The organism is Izhakiella australiensis (assembly GCF_002006995.1).
In the GTDB taxonomy this organism is placed as follows: Bacteria; Pseudomonadota; Gammaproteobacteria; order Enterobacterales; family Enterobacteriaceae; genus Izhakiella; species Izhakiella australiensis.
The window spans coordinates 1-18,678 of sequence record NZ_MRUL01000027.1; the positions used below are offsets into that span (position 1 = coordinate 1).

The 18,678-nt window shown below is 36.6% G+C and carries 16 protein-coding genes and 1 pseudogene; 1 reads left to right on the top strand and 16 read right to left on the bottom strand.

Annotated features, from left to right (window positions below; genetic code table 11):
* Nucleotides 1-124: 124 nt before the first annotated feature.
* A pseudogene (locus tag BTJ39_RS22035) lies at nucleotides 125-856 on the top strand (IS3 family transposase); the annotation flags it as partial.
* A 225-nt stretch (nucleotides 857-1,081) separates the two neighbouring features.
* Here the strand turns inward: BTJ39_RS22035 and BTJ39_RS22040 are convergent.
* The 16 genes from BTJ39_RS22040 to rfbB form a co-directional block, all read right to left on the bottom strand.
* On the bottom strand, nucleotides 1,082-2,209 hold the full coding sequence (locus BTJ39_RS22040) for a glycosyltransferase family 4 protein (protein ID WP_078004835.1): 1,128 nt from the start codon (nucleotides 2,207-2,209) through the stop codon (nucleotides 1,082-1,084).
* A 182-nt stretch (nucleotides 2,210-2,391) separates the two neighbouring features.
* Complete coding sequence (locus tag BTJ39_RS22045) at nucleotides 2,392-4,608, bottom strand: FkbM family methyltransferase (RefSeq protein WP_078004836.1); 2,217 nt, start codon at nucleotides 4,606-4,608, stop codon at nucleotides 2,392-2,394.
* Nucleotides 4,601-5,929 (bottom strand): glycosyltransferase, encoded by a 1,329-nt coding sequence (locus BTJ39_RS22050; protein ID WP_078004837.1) that lies wholly within the window; start codon nucleotides 5,927-5,929, stop codon nucleotides 4,601-4,603. Before BTJ39_RS22050 ends, BTJ39_RS22045 begins: the two co-directional genes overlap by 8 nt.
* Nucleotides 5,926-6,456 carry a D-glycero-alpha-D-manno-heptose-1,7-bisphosphate 7-phosphatase gene (locus BTJ39_RS22055; RefSeq protein WP_078004838.1) on the bottom strand — a complete coding sequence of 177 codons (531 nt, stop codon included), beginning with the start codon at nucleotides 6,454-6,456 and terminating at the stop codon, nucleotides 5,926-5,928. Before BTJ39_RS22055 ends, BTJ39_RS22050 begins: the two co-directional genes overlap by 4 nt.
* Nucleotides 6,453-7,130, bottom strand: coding sequence for a nucleotidyltransferase family protein (locus tag BTJ39_RS22060; protein ID WP_078004839.1), 678 nt, complete (start codon nucleotides 7,128-7,130; stop codon nucleotides 6,453-6,455). Before BTJ39_RS22060 ends, BTJ39_RS22055 begins: the two co-directional genes overlap by 4 nt.
* 2 nt (nucleotides 7,131-7,132) lie before the next feature.
* Nucleotides 7,133-7,723 (bottom strand): D-sedoheptulose-7-phosphate isomerase, encoded by a 591-nt coding sequence (locus BTJ39_RS22065; RefSeq protein WP_078004840.1) that lies wholly within the window; start codon nucleotides 7,721-7,723, stop codon nucleotides 7,133-7,135.
* Nucleotides 7,711-8,739: a GHMP family kinase ATP-binding protein gene (locus BTJ39_RS22070; protein WP_078004841.1), complete on the bottom strand. Its 1,029-nt coding sequence runs from the start codon at nucleotides 8,737-8,739 to the stop codon at nucleotides 7,711-7,713. Before BTJ39_RS22070 ends, BTJ39_RS22065 begins: the two co-directional genes overlap by 13 nt.
* 15 nt (nucleotides 8,740-8,754) lie before the next feature.
* Nucleotides 8,755-9,783 (bottom strand): GDP-mannose 4,6-dehydratase, encoded by a 1,029-nt coding sequence (locus tag BTJ39_RS22075; RefSeq protein ID WP_078004842.1) that lies wholly within the window; start codon nucleotides 9,781-9,783, stop codon nucleotides 8,755-8,757.
* Between the two features lie 5 nt (nucleotides 9,784-9,788).
* On the bottom strand, nucleotides 9,789-10,622 hold the full coding sequence (locus BTJ39_RS22080; protein ID WP_078004843.1) for an NAD-dependent epimerase/dehydratase family protein: 834 nt from the start codon (nucleotides 10,620-10,622) through the stop codon (nucleotides 9,789-9,791).
* A gap of 65 nt (nucleotides 10,623-10,687) precedes the next feature.
* Entirely contained in the window at nucleotides 10,688-11,662 is a 975-nt protein-coding gene (locus BTJ39_RS22085; RefSeq protein WP_078004844.1) for an ABC transporter ATP-binding protein, read from the bottom strand.
* Nucleotides 11,659-12,432 carry an ABC transporter permease gene (locus BTJ39_RS22090; RefSeq protein WP_078004845.1) on the bottom strand — a complete coding sequence of 258 codons (774 nt, stop codon included), beginning with the start codon at nucleotides 12,430-12,432 and terminating at the stop codon, nucleotides 11,659-11,661. Before BTJ39_RS22090 ends, BTJ39_RS22085 begins: the two co-directional genes overlap by 4 nt.
* Nucleotide 12,433: 1 nt before the next feature.
* A complete protein-coding gene (locus BTJ39_RS22095; RefSeq protein WP_078004846.1) occupies nucleotides 12,434-13,288 on the bottom strand; it encodes a glycosyltransferase in 855 nt (284 codons plus the stop codon).
* 2 nt (nucleotides 13,289-13,290) lie between these two features.
* Nucleotides 13,291-14,418 carry a UDP-galactopyranose mutase gene (glf, locus tag BTJ39_RS22100; protein ID WP_078004847.1) on the bottom strand — a complete coding sequence of 376 codons (1,128 nt, stop codon included), beginning with the start codon at nucleotides 14,416-14,418 and terminating at the stop codon, nucleotides 13,291-13,293.
* Nucleotides 14,411-15,373, bottom strand: a complete 963-nt coding sequence (locus tag BTJ39_RS22105) for an NAD-dependent epimerase/dehydratase family protein (RefSeq protein ID WP_078004848.1) — start codon at nucleotides 15,371-15,373, stop codon at nucleotides 14,411-14,413. Before BTJ39_RS22105 ends, glf begins: the two co-directional genes overlap by 8 nt.
* On the bottom strand, nucleotides 15,370-16,239 hold the full coding sequence (gene rfbA / locus BTJ39_RS22110) for a glucose-1-phosphate thymidylyltransferase RfbA (protein ID WP_078004849.1): 870 nt from the start codon (nucleotides 16,237-16,239) through the stop codon (nucleotides 15,370-15,372). The genes BTJ39_RS22105 and rfbA overlap by 4 nt, the downstream gene beginning before the upstream one ends.
* A gap of 9 nt (nucleotides 16,240-16,248) precedes the next feature.
* Nucleotides 16,249-17,337, bottom strand: coding sequence for a dTDP-glucose 4,6-dehydratase (gene rfbB, locus BTJ39_RS22115; protein WP_078004850.1), 1,089 nt, complete (start codon nucleotides 17,335-17,337; stop codon nucleotides 16,249-16,251).
* Nucleotides 17,338-18,678: the final 1,341 nt, after the last annotated feature.

Below are 18,678 nucleotides of genomic sequence, written 5' to 3' on the forward strand. Positions count from 1 at the left end.
TCGCGGAATTCAGGCGAATGCTGCTTACGGGGGTTCTTACTGGTTGATACGGATTTTGTCATGTGAGCTACCTCTGGTTGAGAGTTTACTCACTTAGTCGCGTGTCCACTAATGGTGGGTAAGATCAGATGCGCATTTATCAGGGCGCATCACTGAGCTGGCACTGGAGCGCAGGCGTTTTGGCTACCGCCGCATCTGGCAGTTACTGCGCCGTGAAGGCCTTCATGTTAATCACAAACGCGTGTACCGCCTTTATCATCTGAGCAGGCTGGGCGTAAAACGCAGACGACGTCGTAAAGGGCTGGCGACCGAACGCTTTCCGCTTCTGCGCCCGGATGCGCCGAACCTGACCTGGTCGATGGATTTTGTTATGGACGCACTGGCCAGCGGTCGCAGGATCAAGTGCCTGACCTGTGTGGATGATTTCACGAAGGAGTGTCTGACAATTACCGTCGCATTTGGGATATCAGGCGTTCAGGTCACGCGTATTCTGGACAGCATTGCGCTGTTTCGTGGCTATCCTGCAACGATAAGAACCGATCAGGGCCCGGAATTTACCTGCCGCGCGCTCGATCAGTGGGCCTTTGAACATGGTGTTGAGTTGCGCTTAATCCAGCCGGGCAAGCCAACGCAGAACGGATTTATTGAAAGTTCCAATGGCCACTTTCGGGATGAATGCCTGAACGAGCACTGGTTCAGCGATATCGTTCATGCCAGGAAAACGATTAATGACTGGCGGCAGGATTATAACGAGTGTCGTCCGCATTCATCACTGAATTACCAGACGCCATCAGAGTTTGCAGCACGGTGGCGGAATGGAAAATGTGAAGGTAAACAAACCGACATTACTAACTGACGGTTGTATCTAATACTGGGGGCAGGTCAAATGTGGTGGATGCGGCCAGAACAACGTATCAATCTGGTGCAGAAGCACAAAGCCGTTAACGATTGTCTATATCACATATCGCTGTGGTTTCCATATGGTATTCTGAGGCATAGCAAGTACTAATAATACCGAAAGGTTTTGACAAGAAAAGCTCACACTCAGCACTTAATTTACTGATAAAGTTTAAAACTCAAATCAAAGGTCCTGATAAACAGAAATAGTTTTCGCAATAACGTCTATAGAGGAATAACTTTCCACAACGCGCTTTCTGGCATTTATCCCCATTTTATTTCGCTCCACATCAGAAACAATCAGACGTGAAAGTTTATCAGAGAACTCTTTAATATTATTCTTTTCAACAATAAATCCATTATATCCATCAATAATCAGACTACCACAACCACCGACGTTATAAGTAACTGAAGCTCGCCCAATAGCACCAGCCTCAAGGATAATTCTAGGTATACCTTCAGCATATACAGAGGGAAGGGCTACAATGTTCACTCCTTCTATTAATTCTTTGACATCATTGCGTTGTCCCAACCATGTGATATCTCCGCAATTATGCCATAGCTCTATTTGCGATAATTTTATTGCATCCCTATCGTTGTTGACCATTATACCTGCAACCAGAAGTTCGAAGTTGACATTGTCGCGGCGAAGTATCTCTTTAACTTTTATCAAAGTATCCAAGCCCTTGCTCCAAAGCATGCGACTAGCAAAAAGGACTTTTACATGAGAAAAGACGGGCTCAATTGCATAAGAAAAATAATCAATATTTATCCCTGCACCATCAATAATAATCGTCTTCTCTTTAGGTATTTTGACTAAATCAATAATTTTATCCCGATCAACGGCATGCTCAAAAATAACCTTACAGTTCAGGTTGGAAAAAATCATTCTATACGCACGGACCACGAAAAAACGTATTAATTTAAATAACTTCAAATTACTTTCAAAGATTCTACCTAATCCAACAAAACTATAAACTAACTTTTTATTATTAAACCTCACCCACAAGCAACTTATAAACCCCGGCTTAATAGTAATACTATGCACTATATCAGGATCGATTTCTTTCAGAAATTTAAAAGACCTGACGGTATCACTTAAAAAAGAGAGCGGATTTAAATTTTGCTCCTGAATCTTAGTGTCTACACATTTGAAGCCAAGCTTGGTTAAGCGTTCATAAATAGACACATCATCAAACTTTGCTAACAGGTAAACATCATACCCAGCATTAAGTACTGCCGTTGCTCTCTCTATCCAGTGAAGTTCAAAATACCATGCTGAATTGATAAAATAACATATTTTTGTTTTCATAAAAATAAAGCATATCTCTTTTTATCAACGCTGGTTTGAATATCTGGATTATGTAAATAAATTAATAGTATAAAACTAGCACCAATCGAGCCTAAATATCAAGAGAAAATTAATCGCATATAAAAAAAGATTAACTATTTTATACTATCATTAATATCCACATTGAAAACAATCCAAAACACTCACCAACAAACTAACATATATTCATAAATTAAATCTCGCTCAGGCTGAACATGAACAAGTTTAAATTTATAATCGAGATTTAGACCTTCCACAAATTTCTTACAGTCAAAAATTTGCTCCGGTTGCAGCCATAAATGATAAACAGAAATAAGCAGAACGGGTTTGTGCTTTCTAATTGTCTCTTCCCCACCCCGCAAGGCCATCAGTTCATAGCCTTCAACATCAAACTTAATCATTCCTATGCGTTCGTCGCCCGAAAGGCTATCAATAGTGATTGATTTGACTTTCATATCAGCGGCATCATCATCAACGACACAAGAACCAACACCATCATCGCCAACTTTAACCATAGAAAGGTGGCCCTCAGTATCACCAACAGCTACATTCAATGGCTTAATAATATCACCCAAATACTGCTTATTGCGCTCAATATTGCGCAACATACAATTATAATTATCAGCAATTGGTTCTAAGGCAATAACACTCTGAAAACCAAAACTGGCAAACATTATAGAAGTATCACCAACCCATGCACCACAGTCAATGGCGACAGAGCCCTTAAACTTTTCTGTAAGACCATTAGGAAGATATTTAAGACCGGATTTATAATAATTTGTAGCTAATGTGACAGGTAACTCAGTAGTATCGAGATGACTATAATTATTTTTCTCAACATCAATTATGGATTGAAAGTTTGATAAAACAACTCTATCCTCATCTGTGAATAAAGTCAAAGATAGTGGAAGTGATAAATTAATACCTGTATGTTTAAAATAAGGCAAAATTTCATAAAACCCAAATAGCTTCCTTTCATTAAGCAAACTAAATTCATCTAAACCTTTTCTAAAATCGCTCCTTAATTCAGATATCCGTTCCGCATATGTTTTCATGTAGTAATAAAACTGGTCAGTAGGAGCAACATGAACTAAAACGGTTTCCTTTAATAAGCCACGGTTGTGTTGGCCATTTGAATTATCATTACCAATAAGGGTTGATTTTAATGCATTGACATCATCTATAATCTGTTTTAACTCATCATATTTTACCGTGTTAGAATCTAAAATATCAATCTTTTCAGAAACGCGATTAGACATCGATGAGAAACTGGAATCAAATTTAGAGGACAAAGAGGAAAGTAATGGCTCTATTAATATCTTATTCGCCAGATAGCGAATTTTATTAATAATAAACCGCCTCACCTTATTCTTGCTCGACACCGGATTAATGACACCATTTCTCATAAGTTCATTATAAACAGGCAAAACATGATTATGATAATAATCATTAGTATCTGGAGAAAAAACAATATCACTTTTTTGTGGTTCAAAACCCTCAGACTTAGCTTGCTCAAAAATAGCAATAGCTTTATCTCGATACTCTTTCAAGCCTTGACCTTTAAGTCTTGCCGAATGAAATACCAAATCAAACATATGATGAAAATAGAAGTGATCAATATAAAAAGGGAACTTTCCTGATGCTACGAGATAGTTTTTTATAATGTCATAATTATTAAAAGATATAAGGGCCCTATCAGCACTAGCACTGGAGGATCCAGAGTTCATTACTCTGTAATTATACACAGAGATATTTAAGAGAGTGACTTTATCTGCAATTGCGTAGCAAATAAATTTGAAAGGCATATCCTGATATGATGCTCCAGGGCTTTCGTAGAATTTAATAAAATTATCAGTCAGAAAACTACGTTTATACAATGCAGACCATATTGAAGATTCAAGCAAAAAAAGTTCAACCGAAGTTTCCGGGATAACCTCAGCTAAGTTATCATCGTCAAACTCAGCAATATGGCTCAAAGACTGAGTATTAATGCAAACTTCATTGCTTATTCTCGAGAAAGTTGCTTTTATAATAGGATTTGGTTTTTTATCATATGCTATAATCAGGCGTTCGAACATATCGAGTTGAACCCAGTCATCTGTTTCGATAACAGCGACAAACTCACCAGTAGCTATCTCTAATCCAGAATTTATTGCAGCACCATACCCCTGATTTTCTTTATGTATTGCTACAATTCTCTTATCTTTACTAGCATACTGGTCAATGATAGCAGGACATCCATCAGGGCTACCGTCATTGACAATGATAATTTCAAGATTAGTATAGGTTTGAGTTAGAACGCTATCTAAACATTGTTTCAGATATTTCTCACCGCCGTAGACAGGTAATATAACCGATATCTTTGAAGTTTGTTCACTCATTATCTTTTAGCACCTGAAGTATAGTTTTTCCGAAATTATAGCGTTTATTGAATTCCATAAAAGTATCTTTGCTTTTTTCAGCCATTTCATAAAGTTCATCTTTCTTAAGCGTTGAAATAAATTCCGCACACTCTTCAGCAGTTTCAAACTTATGATATGACTCGCTAGACAAAATCCCTTCCATCGCGGCTTTGGTTGCTACCAATGGAATTCCATAAGATAAAGCTTCTAAGCATTTAACCTTCATCCCTGACAGTAATTCATCAGGATTTATAACTAAATCACATGAGCTATAAAAACCTTCTAAACTATCACAAAACCCTAACGTATGAACAAAACCAGGATATTTTCTTTCAGAAAGAACACCACAGATTGTTCCAGCTACAACCAAACGAACATTATGGTTAATCTTAGCCAAGCTATCGATGAATTTTTCAATAGCAACAACATTTGGATAATGTCCAGAAGCTAAAAAACCAATAACAGTTCTTTTATTCATTTTTGGGGAGAAATCAATAAAATTTTTGTCCAAGATTGGAGGCTGAACTATAACTTTGGAGGTAACACACTCACTAAAATAGGCACCTTCAGCCTCCTGAATAGCAAAAACGTAATCAGCGCGAGATAAACCACGAGACTCGTCGTCTTTTGAAGTAGAGAAATAAAATTTATCTTGTTTAATACCTATTTTTGTCATTCGCGTGTTGCGTTTAGCGAATACATCGTGCGTATCTATGATGGAAATAGCACTCTTATTTAAATACAAGCATAGTTTAGATAGAAAAACATAATTTATTATAGCGACATCAAAATTATTCGTTGCGCTAAGAGAGGCTACAAATTGACAAACCTCATCATCAATCCAATCATCTAATCTATTTCCATCATTTATGATCTGCTGATTCACATCATATCGAAGCGTACCAAACTTTCCATTTTTACATTTGATGTTATACGTATAGTCCCAGGTTGGATTGCAAGAATCCCATGGAGAGTCATTATAAACGATTACGTGAATTGTAAACCCCATAGATTTTAACGTATTGATTTTAGTATCAATATTTTTTCCAACAGCATCATTCCCATAAAAAGGCATGATGATGAGAGCATTTTTATCAGATAATGAAGTCCTAATTTTAGGGAATACAGTAAAGGCGTCTGAGTGTGTCTGAACGTCTATCGCCAACGCTTTTACCAAAAGACGTCGTAGATGATAACCATTTACCAATGAAACAAATAATTTCCATAGTTGCCGTCCATGTTTAGTACGAGCAAACCTGATAATACTTTTTTTGATGTAATTAAGTATAGCATTTTTCATAATGGAATTGATAAGAGGTCAGGATAAACCTGATAAAGATTATAATCATCTTCGGATATTTGATGTCCTGTTTCTACTAAGTACACTTTATTCAATCCGAAATTAATGCCAGCCTCCAGGTCGCTTACTTTATCGCCAACAAGGAAAGACTGGTCCTTGTCTATCTGGTATTTACTAGCAGCTGCTTCTAGCATACCAGCATTGGGCTTACGGCATACACAATCAATACTGTACTCAGGCACAACACCATTGGGATGATGAGGACAATAAAAAACATCAAGAAGGTTAATGCCATACCTACGCAGCTCAGCTCGGTACCAGGCCGTCAGCTCATAATATTGGCTGACAGTATAATACCCTCGTGCGATACCAGCCTGATTAGTAACAACAACAATTTCATAACCCTTAGCAATGATCCTTTGTAATCCTTTTATACAATTTGATGTAAAGCTAAAATCCTCTATTTTAAAAAGATAATCAATTTCGTTGTTTATTACTCCATCTCTGTCCAGGAAAGCTACTTTCATTTAAACTTCTCACAAGCAAGATAATAATCATCTGGAATACCAATATCAATAAAATATGCTTTACTTATAAATGCCTTAAATCGCCCTTTAAACGTGGGCAACAGATCCTGTTCAAAAGAAAAACTATCTAATGGATAGTTTTGGATATTTTCTTTAGATAGGATGTATATCCCACTATTGATAACACCTTTTCCTTTCTTACCTTTCTCAACAACAGCATTCACATTGAAGTCTTCATCAATGTCCAGACTGCCATATCTGGATACATCATCGACCTCCACACCAGAAATGAGTAAGTCCGAGTGATAAGAGGCACTGATGAACTCTTGATAATTCAATTCGCAATAGGTGTCACCATTGAGAACAATAAACTTTTCAGTGTTAACTTTCGAACAAGCATATTTAATACCGCCTCCAGTCCCAAGAGGATTTTTTTCGACAACAAAGTCAACTTCGCACTTAACAGGATTATCCATTGTAACCCTTTTAATTATATAGTCTGCTTCATAAGACAATGATAGCACTATCCTCTTTACGCCCTGACTTTCGACATACTCCATAAGGCGATAGAGAAAGGGTTTTCCTGAAATATCAACCATTGGTTTCGGAATATCACCACTTATGCTTTTAAGGCGAGTTCCATACCCGCCTGCTAAAATGACAACATCATACATAATTAGTTTTCTTCTGGTTGAAATATTGCCTTTTCTACAATGGCACAGATCATATGCCCTATACAAATGTGGCATTCCTGAATATAAGGTGTTATTTTTGAAGGCACATTAACAGGATAATCGACCATAGACCTTAACCGACCAGCCTCACCACATAAAGCGACCGTAGTAACACCCAATTCGCTGGCAATCTCTACAGCTTTAATTATGTTTTCTGAATTTCCAGATGTACTGATGCCAATAAAAACATCCCCAGGCTTGCTTTGTGCCTGGAGTTGTCTGGAAAATAACTTATCAAACCCATAATCATTGCCAATAGCGGTTAGCATTGATGTATCAGTTGATAAAGCAATAGCTGGTAATCCAGGACGGTCAAAAAAGAAACGGCTAACAAATTCAGCAGCAATATGTTGAGAGTCCGCAGCACTTCCACCATTACCAGCAAGGATTACTTTATTTCCCTTTTTGTATGCATCGATAATTAAATTTGAAACTGAAGATATAGTATTTAACAACTCATCTGAACCACGAAGACTTTTCTTTACCGCTATACTGCTATCAAGATAACTTTTAATATAATTTACATTGTCCATGAGTACGCACCCTCTTCAACAAACTGAAATTTAAACACTTCGCCACCAAACTCTTTTAACTTACTTTCAATTTTATGTTTCTTCTCAGGATCTACGAATATCATCATAAAACCTCCACCACCGGCACCTGAAACCTTCATCGATTTAACGCCGATATTAAATATTTCCTTTTCGATCCGATCAATCATTGGGTTTGATATCGAGGATGAGGTTTCTTTCTTACTTTTCCATGCATCAAGAAATGATGAAGCCATTGCATTGATGTCTGATTTAAGCAGATGCTCTTTAATTTTATATGCAGACTCTTTTACTTTATGCATAGCATTTAGCTTTGACTCTTTATCCTCTTCTAAAGATTTTATCTGATCATCAATAATTTTTGCAGAATCTCTTGATGCTCCAGTAAAGTAAAGAATTATAGAGGACTCAAGTTCATTAATAATATATCTTCGAATCCTTAAGGGGTTCACAACAACACGGTTATCTTGATAAAATTCCATGAAATTAAAACCGCCGAAAGTGGCCGCATACTGGTCCTGTTTTCCACCAGATAAGCCACAATCTACCCGTTCAATCTTGAAAGATAGTTGTGCCAGGTCGTATTCGCCCAGAGGTAGGGAATACATCTGACGTAACCCCTCTAGCATGGAAACCACAACAGTGGAAGACGAACCCAAACCACTACCAGCCGGAGCATCTGAGTGCGTAATGATTCTAACTGGCTTAAGATTACCGCCAAAGTAGTCCTTCATAACACGTAGATAAACTGCTCTGTGTAACTTCAGCTTACCTTGAAGAGTTACTCCATCTGCTAAATCTATTTCTTCAGTTATACCTAGATCAGCAGCTTCAAAAATGACCTTACTTCCTTCAACTTCATCATCAATGTATGAATAGGCATACATATTGATTGTGGCATTAAGAACAGAACCACCAAAAGTATCACTGTAGGGGGAGACATCCGTTCCACCACCCGCGATACCTAAACGAAGAGGAGCTTTGCTTCTGACTTTCATGGACTATACACTCAGTTATCGGTTTAAAGGGATACGTCCTGAAGAAATTTCGGATCTCCAGTGTTGGAGTAAGTCGCGAAACATATCAGATGCTTTAATTTCAGGTTTCCAGTCAATAAAATTCTTTATTTTAGTATTATCGAACATTTGATAATCTGCATCAATTGGTCGCAATCGATCCGTGTCAGTTACAATCTCAATATCATTTCGCGAACTAAAACTTAGCAAAAGCTCTATAACTTCGGTCAGTTTAAATGCTTCTTCACCGGCAATATTGAATGCCTCGCCATTAGGAACCCCCCCAGCCTCACTTTTGCAGGCTAGTAAATAATAAGCGCGTACTGCATCACGTGCATCCTGAAAGGTTCGGACACTTGCAAGATTTCCAACTTTTAATTTCGGCTCCTGATGTCCTGCTTCAATCAAAGCAATTTGTTTCGCAACGGTGCTTTCGAAGAAGACATCACTTCTACGTGGACCTGTATGTGTCCCCATTCGGGTAACAAAGGTACGAATGCCGTAAGCTTCTCCATAAAATCGGCCAAGATAATCCGTCCCAATTTTACTAATACTATAAGGACTTGCACCATGAAACTGAGTATCTTCGTTAAGTGCTTCCCCTACTTTAGCTCTCCCATATACTTCACTTGAAGAACATACATGTACAACAGGATTATAGCCATGTTGCTGCTTAAGTTTTCTAACGCATTCAAGTAAATTCGCAGTGCCAATGATATTCGTCTGAAGGGTTTCTATGGGAATATCGAAAGAAGTCCGCGGGAATGATTGCGCAGCTAAGTGAAAAATAAATTTCGGTCTCGTAGACTCTATTAAGTTATATATAGAGACATAATCATTAAGGTCTGCATATTTAATAAAAACGCGATCTTTTCTATTGATCCTATCTGTCAGATGGTAGATGTTATCCATTGGCTCCTGCCAGCGCATCATGCCAATAACAGCATCATCAGTTTTATCAATAATATAATCAGCTAATTGTGATCCAACCTGACCTGTAAATCCCGTTATTAATACATTATTCATAAAAATCACTCCTTACATACTGCCAAATATGACTCAAGAGATCTATTAATAATAGATTCCAAGAAAATGCTCTTAGTATGGATTTTTTTAGGACGTCCCTGCCAAAATGACTCAGGGGCATCAATAAATTTGAAACTTAAACTATGATATTTTTCTTTGACAATCGCCGTAACGATATCTTGTCGGCTAACCAGACTATTCCCTGAAAAATTCACTACTCTGGTATTGATTTTTTCCCAATTAGTAATAATATTTCTAATACCGCTTAAAACATCGTTTATCATGATCACACTTCTTTCAAAGCCGTCGAAGACAGCAAGCGTTTTACCGTTATTATAATAATCATCAATCATTAAAGTAAACTTGTCACCTTTCCCTAAAACATATGAAAATCTAGTTACAAAGAAATTATTATTATCATGAAAATAATCTTCAACCTCAGATTTCATTTGACCATACTTTCCAAATGGTCTCTTTTCATCTCGCTCATCACAGATATTTTTTGCATTACCAAAAACAGCATCACTCGATGAGAAAATAACTTTAACTTTTTTCTCCAGAAGCATTGATGTTAATAGGATTGTTTTCCTTACATTAATATCAAATGCATACTCATAATTTTTTTCGCATAAATCAGGTGCAGAAATAGCCGAAAGAAAAACTAACGTATCGTTGGCATTTATTTTATCTACAAGTTCATCAAAATTATTACTTTCAAGATCAAATATTACATCAGAATTTTTTCTGCCAAGCGTAACAACCTCGAAATCATCACGAAGAAAAGCTGCCAGATGAGAGCCTATATACCCTGTAGCCCCCAATATAAATACTCTTTTCATATAAGAACCTATTTTCAGAATAAAATATATAATTGAAATCGAATTTATTTAGCTGCCTAATTAATTCAATAACCAATTGTTATTTTTATACTTTCTTTGTTGTCATTCTTTCTTTGCAAAAAGATATGATAGCTATCGTCATGAAACATTCTAATCCAAAAGCCATTATCTTTAACTATCACCTTGTCACTATGACCAGATTTCGTCTCGAAATATACATCTGATATATCTTCTTCCATAATAAAATTAAGGTCAGAATAGTTAGGCGATGGATTCACACTATCAACCTTAAATGCAACGACATTATTATTGACGTATTCATGAAGATGCAGGCCGTAGCTTGTTAGTTTCATTATCAAATTATACTTGTTATAAACGCTTTCACTAGGACCTTCAAATAATACGACGCCATTTTCAATGCAGACTAAACGGTCTGAAAGCTGTTTTAATTGGGCTTCATCATGTGAGACGATGACAACTGTAGTGTCTGACTTAATTTTCTCTCTTATACTTTTCTTTGCTTTCTCCGCAAATGTCACATCTCCAACCCCAAGCACCTCATCAATGAGAAGAACTTCCGGTGTAGTATACATTGCAATAGAAAAACCCAGACGAGCTAACATACCAGAAGAGTAGTTCTTAATTGGCTTTTCAAAAAAATCATTTAATTCAGAATATTTTTTAATGCTTTCGATAATGGTTTTTATATAGGAAAGACGATGTCCCAACACCATCCCACTGAATATTGTATTCTGACGACCAGATAAATTTGGATCAAATCCAGCCTGAAGTGCCATAAGTGAAATGCTATTTGAATGTATTTTAATATCGCCAGAGTCCGGCTTAATTATCCCAGCCAGCACTCTCAGCAATGTCGATTTGCCAGCACCATTTCTTCCAATAATTCCCAAAGTTTCGCCTTTATATAGATCGAAAGAAATATTTTTAAGTGCAGTATATTCATCATAGGTAAATAATGTCTTTTTTTCCCTGTAAGTAACTTCGACATTTTTTAATTCAATTATTTTTTCATTACTCATTTCTGCACCACTCTTGGAAAAATAAATTCTAATTTTTTGAATGCATATAATGAGATAGAAATTAACGACAGGGAGAGAATAATAACATATCCGAGTAATTTAATATCAGGCGCATTGTGATACATCAGTACATCTCTATATGAACTTAATATCACAGCCATCGGATTAATAAAGAATACTTTAGTCTCCATAGATGGGATAACTTTGTAGTTAAAAAATATCCCGGAGCAGAACATCATTATTTGCAGACTAGTTTCAATTACAAAAGAAAAATCACGAACAAATGGCACAATTAACGACACAATCAAAGAAAACGCAATAATTAGTAATAACTGAATCAATATGACTGGAATAATCCATAACAGTCCAAAATTATAGTCATAGCCATATAGCAATAAAAAAATAAGTAAAAGCATGAACACTAGCAATTGCTTTATAGCATCTTGTAATACGAAAGTCATAGGGAAGAAAATTTTCGGGATATGCACTTGATTCATCAAATACTTACCTTGAATAATACTGCCTTGTGCATGACTTACGCTGCGCCCAAACCATATCCATGGGATTAATCCTGTAAGCAAGAAGGGTACATAATCAGGCCCCCCTTGTTTTAATAAAAACGAAAAAACCAAATAATATATAGCCATCTGAAGGATTGGTTCAATAATCCACCATGCGTAGCTTAAATAATTTATTGATGCTTCTGATTTAAGGTTTAACTTTGCTTTTACCCAAACCAGCTCAAAAGTTCTAAAATAAAATTTGCTCATGCTATCTTTTTCTCAAAAGTGCTCTAATATAAATTATTAAGTTGAAATTCTTGAGGCATTGCAAAAAGTGATAAACATAAAGGGAAATAGAATATACGAAATAAGTATCATTTGTTTCCCTACTAAATTTAATACTGTTTCGCAAAATATGCGACAACCGAAAAACGTCATATTTTCTGATGCCACTCTCCATATCATGCGTTACACACAGATTTCCCAAGTAAATACCTGAAGAGGATTTTATTTTTGAAAGTCTATATGTAAATGTCAAATCATCATAATATATAAAATAATCAACAGGCACTAAAAGTGATTTTTTGAATTCCCTTTCGTTGACAATGGTTAGCCCAATAAAACTTGCAGCTTCAACTATTTCAGTTTTGTCACCAAACTTTCTTCTATTTTTTAAATAGTTATACATTTTACCCAGAGAATTAGGAATTATAGTCATGGGGCGATTCATTGTAAGCCTTAAACCAGCCCTGTTCACCACTTTAGGTGTTATAAAGGAATATTTATCCCCGTAGCGGCTAACTTCATTATTGAGGGCATCAAGAAAGTGCTGGTCAAAATATGCATCATCATCCAGGAATGTTGTCACGAACGATTCATATTTATCTTCAAGATAACTCAACCCTGCTTTGAAGCCATATGATGCTCCCATGTTTTTATTCAGTTGAATCAACCTAATACGGGCATCAAAGTGAGACATATTTAACAAAATATTTCTTGTTGCCTGCTCCGAGTTATTATCCACTATAACTAACTCATCGAGCGTTGTAGCAAGAAGGCGGTTAATAGATTCCTGAAGTTTTGTAGTCCTATTATAGGACACCATTACTACTGTATATATCATTTTTAATTATTCTTGATATAGGCGTGCGCACATTCGATTGCTTCTTTTATACATACGTCCATATCTAAATAACGATATGTCGCCAACCTTCCAATAAAAGTTATCTTTGTTTCTTTAGCTGACTTTTCTTCATACTTATTCCACATTTCATTGCCGGAAACCAGTCGCACTGGATAATATGGAATATCTTCTTTTGTACATCGGCTACTATACTCTTTATATAATACGCTTCCAGATGAATGCTCTTCCCATGGAGTAAAATACTTATGCTCAGTAATACGAGTGTAAGGAACTTCTTCGTCACAATAAGACATAACTACGCATCCCTGGTAATCATCCTCACTGTAGAATTTTTCAAACTTTAATGTACGGTATTCAAGCATTCCATATTCATAATTATAAAAGTAATCGATGGCGCCTGAAAAAAACACATGCTCATAGTTTTCGTTAAAAATCAAATTTTCAACATCTTTTCTATCAACTTTAGTATTTAGTTCAAATTCTATATTAGGATGATTGAGCATATTTTCAAAAAGTGAAGTATAGCCATTTCTTGGAATCCCTTGGTATTTATGGAAGAAATAGTTATCATCGTAGTTGAATCGTACCGGAAGACGTTTCAAAACCGAGGCTGGGATTTCAGCTGGTTCCATACCCCATTGTTTCTTAGGATAACCATGAAAGAAAGTCTTATAGAGGTCTTCTCCAACAAATTTAATTGCTTGCTCTTCAAACGATCTAGGTTCAATGATGCTTTGGTCGCCTTTGCTGGCAATAAGTGCTTTTGCTTCCGTTGGTGACATTGTCGAGTGATAGTACTGATTTATTGTATGTAAATTAACAGGAAGAGAGTAAATTCCTCCTTTTGCATTTGCTTTTAACCTGGTGATATATGATTCAAATGCCCCAAATTTATTTATAAAATCCCAAACTTCTTTATTGTCAGTATGAAAGATATGTGGCCCATAAACATGTACGGTAATATTTGTTTTTTCATCTCGTTCGTCGTAGCAATTGCCACCTATGTGCTTTCTGTCATCTATTATTTTAACTTTTACACCGTTCTCAGCTAAAATCCGGCCAATAGTTGCACCGCTAAATCCACTGCCAATAATCAGTACTTTATTCATAGTCTGCACACCTGAAGGATTCTATCAACTGTTCAATGCCATCATTTAACTTGACAGCAGGAAGCCAATTGAGTTCATTTTTAGCACGTTGAATAATCAGCGTGACACCTTTCTTATCTAGAACTTGAGAGCTCACTTCATTTATTAGCGAATTTTTATTTAGCTTAAGCTCTATAATTTTAATGAGTTCTTTCAGCGCAACCGACTCACCGGAACCAATATTGAAAGTATCATAGAAACCTTCATAATAAATTGCACAAATAAAAGCATTAACAAGATCACTAATATGAATATAGTCTCTTCGGCTATCTAATGATCCAATAATATCGAGCGGAATATCATTGAATATCTTATTTATAAATATAGGAATAACACCCTGTTTTCCATCGAAACGCTGCCCTTCACCGTAAGGGTTAGAAATACGCAGTGATATACTTTTTTTATTATATTCGTTAGCTAAAAAACGCAAGTAAGTTTCAGTTGTAGCTTTACTTAATCCGTAGCTAATTTCTGGTGAGATTTCACTCTCTTCTGAAAAAGAGCTTTCTGATTTTCCATAGACAGTACCTCCTGACGAGGCGAAAATTATTTTCTCACAACCACTCTCATATAATTCCTTAAAAAAGGAAACGTTCGAATACACATTTTCAAAACAGTCTTCAATGATTTTTTTTCTGGAGTCCGCGGGAAACATCGTCGTGGCCAGATGAATGACTGTTTTAATATTATGTTCCGTGACTATCGTTTTTATTTCATCTCTTCGTTTGTTTGCGTCCAGATAGCTAAAGTTAAACCAATTAAAACCACTGCCTTGCTCCGGAAGACTATCAGGCTTATCGACAACATCAAAAGAAACCAAAGGAATTTTTTTCTTTAAAATTTCTTTGATCAGTGCTTTTCCTATGAAACCGGCACCACCGCTAACGAGGACTCCACCTTTATTCGAATCCATCATTCACCCTTTGCAAAAGCGATAATGTATCTTCCGTACTCATTTTTTTCCATCGGTAGAGCGTTTTTAAGTACCTGCTCTTTAGTCAGCCAGCCATTTCGAAGTGCAATTTCCTCAAGACAAGACACTTTCAATCCCTGTACATGCTGAATGGTTTGAACAAAAGATGATGCTTCATTTAAACTTTCATGGGTCCCTGTATCCAGCCAGGCAAAACCACGCCCTAGTAGCTCCACATTCAGAGACCCATCATTCAGATACATTTCATTAAGCTCTGTTATCTCAAGTTCGCCGCGTATAGATGGTTTAACTTTCTTTGCAAATTCGACCACACGGTTGTCATAAAAATATAGTCCTGTAACTGCATAATTTGACTTTGGCTTTTTTGGTTTTTCTTCGATTGAGACAACTCGCATTTTATCGTCAAATTCCACAACACCGAAGCGCTCAGGATCTTTTACCTGATAACCAAAAATTGTAGCTCCATGCGTTCTTTCAACAGCATTTTGCAGAATTTTTCTGAACGATTGTCCATAGAATATATTATCGCCCAGAACTAAACATACGTTATCGTCAGCAATAAAGTCTTCGCCAATCAAAAAGGCCTGAGCCAAGCCATCAGGGCTTGGCTGCACTGCATAGGTCAAATGTATGCCGAAATCACTGCCATCACCCAATAAGCGTTTAAAACTTTCGTTATCTTCTTGTGTTGTTATGATAAGGATATCCTGAATTCCTGCCAACATTAATGTTGATAGCGGATAATAAATCATTGGTTTATCATAAATAGGCAACAGCTGCTTTGAGACACCACGTGTTATTGGATAAAGACGGGTGCCAGACCCGCCTGCTAAAATTATACCTTTCATTTTTCCAACTTATTTTATCAGACCCAGACGTTCGCGCGCATATGAACCATCGATCACACGTTGCCACCATTCTCTATTATTTATATACCAGCTGACCGTCTTTTTTATTCCCGACTCAAATGTTTCCTGTGGGAGCCAGCCTAATTCATTTTTTATTTTACTGGCATCAATAGCATAACGCCGGTCATGACCGGGTCGATCATCGACATAAGTGATTAATTGTGCGAAGCTATTTATATTATTCGGCTTTTCTTCAATAATTTCATCAAGAATTAAACATATCGTTTTAACAACATCAATATTCTTACGCTCATTATGGCCACCTATATTATAAGTTTCACCTACCGAACTCTCAGTAACGACTTTATATAAAGCTTTGGCATGATCATCAACAAACAACCAGTCGCGAATTTGCTCGCCGTTGCCATATACCGGTAGGGGCTTTCCTTCCAATGCATTGAGAATAATCAATGGGATTAATTTCTCAGGGAAATGATAAGGACCATAATTATTTGAGCAATTAGTAATAACGGTTGGTAGACCATAGGTACGCCGCCATGCCCGTACTAAATGGTCGCTGGAGGCCTTTGAAGACGAGTAGGGGCTGCTAGGAGCATATGCTGTATTTTCATGAAATAGAGGGAGCTCAGTATCTGCCGGGACCTCATCAGGATGAGGGAGATCCCCATAGACTTCATCAGTAGAAATATGGTGAAAGCGAAATGCTTGCTTGTGATTTTCATCAAGCGCTGACCAATATTTACGGGAGGTTTCAAGCAGGACATAAGTCCCGATAATATTGGTCTCAATGAAAGAGGCAGAGCCAGTGATTGAACGGTCTACGTGGCTTTCTGCTGCTAAATGCATGATGGCATCAGGGCGATGCTCGGCAAAAATGCGCGTCATCTCATTGGCATCACAAATATCTGCCTGCACAAATGCATAACGCTCGCTGTGTTCGATACTCTTTAGCGACTCAAGATTGCCTGCATAGGTTAATTTATCAACATTAACCACGAAATCTTTTGTATTATTAATAATATAGCGAACGACCGCAGACCCAATAAAACCTGCACCGCCTGTGACTAGAATTTTCACGTCAACTTTTCCGTTTATACTTTCTAAATGACAAGTGGGACGGCAGAGCTATGGTTAACTGCGCCCCTTCGAGCAATTCAATAACTTTTATGCACGCTACCGCCCCTGACTCAACAGCTGCCAGTGCACTGCGTACAATCAAGTGTATATAACAGCATCAATACACCAAACCTAGTATCGCTTTCTCCCAAGTTACAATTGTCTTACCAAATGCCGCCGGAAACAAGAAAAAACCTAAAGGATCTCCGTTTTGTGACGCCCATAATAATTTATTGTTTTAATTGACTTTTTTACTGAGAAAAGTATCATGAAATCGATGTTGTGATTTAACATATCCAGATCACCTGGTTATGTAATAATCTTTCGATTAACATTTAATCTTATTACCCTGCCAGATACAACTTACCTGACGATTTTAAACTTCGCTCGTACTGAGGCAGAGTTCACCACTTTAACCAAGGAAATTGTAGCAGATAATCGTCTATGTAAGACCACTAACATCAGCATAGTAACTTATTGTTTTTAAATGAATTAAATCACCAAGATAACTTTACAGCCTGGCAACCCAAACACTTCCCACCATCCTTCTGAATCGGTTATAAAAATAGCTTTTAGTAAAATTAGTGTTAATTCACAATGTCCAATAATTTCCACCAAATCATCAGAAATGAATAGTTCTCTTCACTCATTATTCAGGGACTTTGTTAGGCTGAAAAACAGAATGCTCCTAAATATTTACGTTACAACATAACATCTTGACAACATCATCATCCGCAACGAATTGGGATTGATGTTGTCAGTTATAGAATGAGATGTCGCCACAGGTGAATAGGCAACATTAAAAATTAAAGTAGTGCAGTTACGCCTTATCATGTGGTTTAGTAATGTACATATTACTAATGTACATTACTGCCTAAATAAATAATAGAAACCACCACACAAAACAATATTAAAAACCCGATTAATCAAGATGTAATCCATTCAAATAAACTAACAATTATCCATTACATAAAAAATAAAACAGGTTAAAAATTGCAACGAAGAATAAACTGAAATCACTTCTAATCATCACATTAACTTCCAACGAAATATTTACACTGCAGATAACCATCACACAGGACACGACAGCAATCATAATATCATTGAAAATTATGACGTAATAAAAAAAGCACAAACAAGCTAAAAAAACCCATTAAAAACATTATTGATACTTCCAAACACCCAACGCGGCACACCCTTAATAAAATAGTTAAAAATACGTACAACCAAAACTATTGACATAATTAAACAACATCATTTCACCAATGACCGACCGATGAAATTTCGTATTTCCACCGACTT

Coding starts and splice junctions, on each gene's coding strand:
- BTJ39_RS22105 (WP_078004848.1), bottom strand. CDS start 15,373: ATGATGGATTCGAATAAAGGTGGAGTCCTCGTTAGCGGTGGTGCCGGT.
- BTJ39_RS22060 (WP_078004839.1), bottom strand. CDS start 7,130: ATGTATGATGTTGTCATTTTAGCAGGCGGGTATGGAACTCGCCTTAAA.
- BTJ39_RS22080 (WP_078004843.1), bottom strand. CDS start 10,622: ATGAAAAGAGTATTTATATTGGGGGCTACAGGGTATATAGGCTCTCAT.
- BTJ39_RS22040 (WP_078004835.1), bottom strand. CDS start 2,209: ATGAAAACAAAAATATGTTATTTTATCAATTCAGCATGGTATTTTGAA.
- BTJ39_RS22085 (WP_078004844.1), bottom strand. CDS start 11,662: ATGAGTAATGAAAAAATAATTGAATTAAAAAATGTCGAAGTTACTTAC.
- rfbA (WP_078004849.1), bottom strand. CDS start 16,239: ATGAAAGGTATAATTTTAGCAGGCGGGTCTGGCACCCGTCTTTATCCA.
- BTJ39_RS22045 (WP_078004836.1), bottom strand. CDS start 4,608: ATGAGTGAACAAACTTCAAAGATATCGGTTATATTACCTGTCTACGGC.
- BTJ39_RS22055 (WP_078004838.1), bottom strand. CDS start 6,456: ATGAAAGTAGCTTTCCTGGACAGAGATGGAGTAATAAACAACGAAATT.
- glf (WP_078004847.1), bottom strand. CDS start 14,418: ATGAATAAAGTACTGATTATTGGCAGTGGATTTAGCGGTGCAACTATT.
- BTJ39_RS22050 (WP_078004837.1), bottom strand. CDS start 5,929: ATGAAAAATGCTATACTTAATTACATCAAAAAAAGTATTATCAGGTTT.
- BTJ39_RS22070 (WP_078004841.1), bottom strand. CDS start 8,739: ATGAAAGTCAGAAGCAAAGCTCCTCTTCGTTTAGGTATCGCGGGTGGT.
- BTJ39_RS22075 (WP_078004842.1), bottom strand. CDS start 9,783: ATGAATAATGTATTAATAACGGGATTTACAGGTCAGGTTGGATCACAA.
- BTJ39_RS22095 (WP_078004846.1), bottom strand. CDS start 13,288: ATGATATATACAGTAGTAATGGTGTCCTATAATAGGACTACAAAACTT.
- BTJ39_RS22090 (WP_078004845.1), bottom strand. CDS start 12,432: ATGAGCAAATTTTATTTTAGAACTTTTGAGCTGGTTTGGGTAAAAGCA.
- BTJ39_RS22065 (WP_078004840.1), bottom strand. CDS start 7,723: ATGGACAATGTAAATTATATTAAAAGTTATCTTGATAGCAGTATAGCG.